Annotated in this window: 3 protein-coding genes and 1 pseudogene; all 4 read right to left on the bottom strand. The window is 69.3% G+C overall.

The features are described from left to right. The coding region (locus LI92_RS20605; RefSeq protein WP_046322191.1) for a hydroxymethylglutaryl-CoA lyase-like TIM-barrel protein at window positions 1-606 on the bottom strand (606 nt) is incomplete at its 3' end. Beyond that, the gene (locus LI92_RS20600) at window positions 603-1,871 is read right to left on the bottom strand and encodes a CaiB/BaiF CoA transferase family protein (protein ID WP_286135211.1); all 1,269 of its coding nucleotides are present in this window, start codon (window positions 1,869-1,871) and stop codon (window positions 603-605) included. The genes LI92_RS20605 and LI92_RS20600, both read right to left, overlap by 4 nt. Next, window positions 1,868-3,049, bottom strand: a complete 1,182-nt coding sequence (locus LI92_RS20595) for an alpha/beta hydrolase family protein (RefSeq protein WP_046322190.1) — start codon at window positions 3,047-3,049, stop codon at window positions 1,868-1,870. The genes LI92_RS20600 and LI92_RS20595 overlap by 4 nt, the downstream gene beginning before the upstream one ends. Further along, window positions 3,046-3,229 (bottom strand): annotated as a pseudogene (locus tag LI92_RS20590) (homogentisate 1,2-dioxygenase); the annotation flags it as partial. The pseudogene LI92_RS20590 and the gene LI92_RS20595, both read right to left, overlap by 4 nt.

Genomic DNA, 3,229 nt, shown 5'->3' with positions numbered 1-3,229 from the left:
GATGTCGCCGATGAGCGGCGCCACCGCCGCGATCAGGTCGGTGACTCGGCGTGGCGTGGCGGTGCCGATGGTGTCGGCGATGGCCAGTCGGTCGACCCCCAGCGCGCTTGCCGTGGCGGCGATGTCGGTGACGCGCCCGGGCGCGGTCGGGCCGTCGAACGGGCAGTCCCACGCGGTGGCGATGATGACCTCGACCGAGGAGCCGGCGTCGTGGGCGATGCCGGCGATGTCGCTGATCGCTGCGACCGCCTGCGCGGTGGGCCGGCCGACGTTGGCGGTGCTGAAGGTATCCGAGGCGCAGACCACGTACTCGAGCGACTTCAGCCCGGCGGCCACCGCGCGGGCGGCGCCGCCGGGACTGGCGACCAGCGCGGAGAATTCCAGCTCGGGGTAGCGCCAGAGTTCGGCGGCGAGTTCGGCGGCGTCAGCCAGGGCGGGAACCTTGGTCGGGGAGACGAAAGAGGTCACCTCGACCTCGCGCACTCCGGTGGCGGCGATCGCGGCCAGCAGCTCGAGTTTGGCGCTCAGCGGGATCGGCGCCTCGATCTGCAAGCCGTCACGCAGTGCCACCTCGCGGATGCTGACCTGGCCGGGCAATGTGCTCACAGCACCCCCTCGGAGCGCAGGGCGTCCAACTCCGCCGTGGTCTTGCCGAGCAGACCGGTGTAGATCTCCTCGTTGTGCTGTCCGGGGCGTGCCGAACCGGCATTGCGGATGGTGCCCGGGCTCTCCGACAGCACCGGGATGACACCGGGCCCCAACACGGTGCGCTCGGCGCCTTCGTCCCAGTGCTCGGCGAGCATGCCGCGCGCCCGCAGCTGGGGGTCTTTGACCACCTCGGCCACGGTGTTGATCGGGCCGGAGATCACCCCCGCGTCGCTCAGCGTCGCGATGATGACGTCGGGCTGCCGCTGCGCGGCCCACGCGGCGATGATGGCGTCCAGCTCGTCCTGGTTACGGCCGCGCGCGATGTGGTCGGCGAACCGCGGGTCGGTCGCCAGCTCGGGGGTGCCCATGGCCTGGCACAGTCTGGCGAACACGCTGTCCTGGTTGGCGGCGATCACCACCCAGCTGCCGTCGGCCGACTGGTAGATGTTCGACGGGGCGATGCCTTCGAGCCGGGTGCCCGACGGCCCGCGCACCACGCCGCCGACGTCGTAGTCGGGGATGGTGGATTCCTGAATGGCCAAACAGGATTCGGTCAAGGCGACGTCGACTACCTGGCCTTCGCCGGTGACGGTGCGCCGGTAGAGGGCGGCCAGCGCGCCTTGGGCGGCGAACATGCCCGCGAGGCTGTCGCCGAGTGAAAGTGCCAGCCGGGGCGGGGGCCCGCCGGGAAAGCCGTTCATGTGCCGCAAGCCGCTCGCGGCCTCGGCGACCGAGGCGTATCCGGCCTTGTGGGCGTCCGGGCCGGTCTGTCCGTAGCCGGAGACCCGCACCAAGATGATGCCTTTGTTGCGCTGGCGCAGGACGTCGAAGCCCAGCCCCCAGCGCTCCAGCGTGCCGGGCCGGAAATTCTCCACCACGATGTCGGATGCGTCGATGAGTTCCAGGAACAGCTCACGGCCCGCGTCGGTGCGCAGGTCCAGCGTGACGGCCTTCTTGTTCCGGGCGTGCACGGTCCAGAAGAAGTGGTGTCCGTCGAGCTCGGCCTGTCCCCAGGTGCGCAGCGGGTCGGGTTTGCCGGGCAGTTCGATCTTGATGACCTCGGCGCCCATGTCGCCGAGCAGGCGTCCGGCGAAGGGCCCGGAGATCAGGGTGCCCAGTTCCAGCACCCGGATGCCGTCGAGCGCGCCGGTGGCGGGGCTGTTGTCGCTGCCACTCAGTGGTGCGCCGGCGCTCCGCAGTGCGTGCTGATCGGCGGACGTCATGCCGACGAGCCTACGAAATCATGCCGGCCCAGCCAATCGCTGACGATCTGCACAGCCTGGCGCAGCGCGTCCCGCTGGTCCGGCCCGGCGTAATAGTGGTTGGCGCCGGGGATTTCGTGCATCTCCTTGTCCTCGGTGCCGATCGCCTCGAACAGCCGGCGGGTGTGGCTGGGGGTGCAGGCGTCGTCGGCCATGTTGCCGATCACCAGCGCGGGCACCGTGATGTCGCGTCCGCAGTCGACGCCGTCGCCGTGCGCGTCGTCATAGCTCCACTGGGACAGCCAGCTGCGCAGGGTGCAGAACCGCGCCAACCCGACCGGGCTCATGTTGACCACTGCGGGGTCGCCCAGATAGCAGCTGCCGGGGGTGCGTTCGTTGGGATCGACCGTCGGGTCCAGCCAGCGCGGGTCGGCCATGGTGCCGTGCACCACGAACCCGAACTCCTGATCGGGCAGGCCGGCTTGTTTGAATTCGGCCAGCTTCGCCTTGACCCAGGCGGTGATCCGGCGGTTGCGGTCGATCTGGGCGGCCCGGTAACGCTCCAGGAACTCCGCGGTGTACGGCGGCTGGTTGGGGTTGTCCGGGTTGTAGAGGTCGAGTTCGGGGTCGCGCTTGGTCGGGTCCGACTCGTCGAGGATCGAGGCGTCCAGCCACTCGGTCAGGGTGCCGTGGCGGCTGATGTGCGCGGCCAGCAGCATCACGCCGTCGGCCGGGATCAGGTTCAGCTTGGTCAGGTCGGGCCCGTCACCCGACGGGCTCGACGTCACCGTCGGGCGCTGCGCCTGCTGTTGGTAGAACATCGACAGCGATCCACCGCCGCTCCAGCCGGCCAACACCACCTTGCGGTAACCGAGCCGGTTCTTGGCGTCTTTGATGCATTCGCCGAGGTCCTCGACCACCTTCTCCATCAGCAGTGCGGAGTCGGTGCCGCGGAATCGGCTGTTGCAGTAGATGACGTGGTTGCCGGCGCGGGCCAGGGCGTTGACCATCGGCAGGTAGGCCCCGCCGCCGATCGGGTGCATGAACACCAGCACGGTGTCGCTCGGGGTGTCCGGGCGCAGCAGGTAGCTCTCCAGCACCACCAGTTCGGCGACCCCGCCGTAGACATCGCGAACGCCCGAATTGTTCTGATAGGCGATCAGATAGGGGATTCGTTCATAGTCGTGCTTGGCGGTCATGCGTGTTGTCCTAAGTCGGCGGCCAGTACTTCGGGGGAGGGGATGAGGCGGCGGCGGGTGTCGATGGCGATGACCTGCCAGTCCACCCGGTCGTAGTCGTCGAATTTGCGGCGTGCCCGCTCCCGGGCTTTCTCCGGGGCGCCGTGATGCACGCCTTGCGGGGCGTGGCTGATCAGGCCC

This window comes from Mycobacterium sp. UM_Kg1, assembly GCF_000972925.1.
Classification (GTDB): domain Bacteria; phylum Actinomycetota; class Actinomycetes; order Mycobacteriales; family Mycobacteriaceae; genus Mycobacterium; species Mycobacterium hiberniae.
Note: the sequence above shows the minus strand (reverse complement) of the source record. Positions and strands in the feature narration are given on the sequence as shown.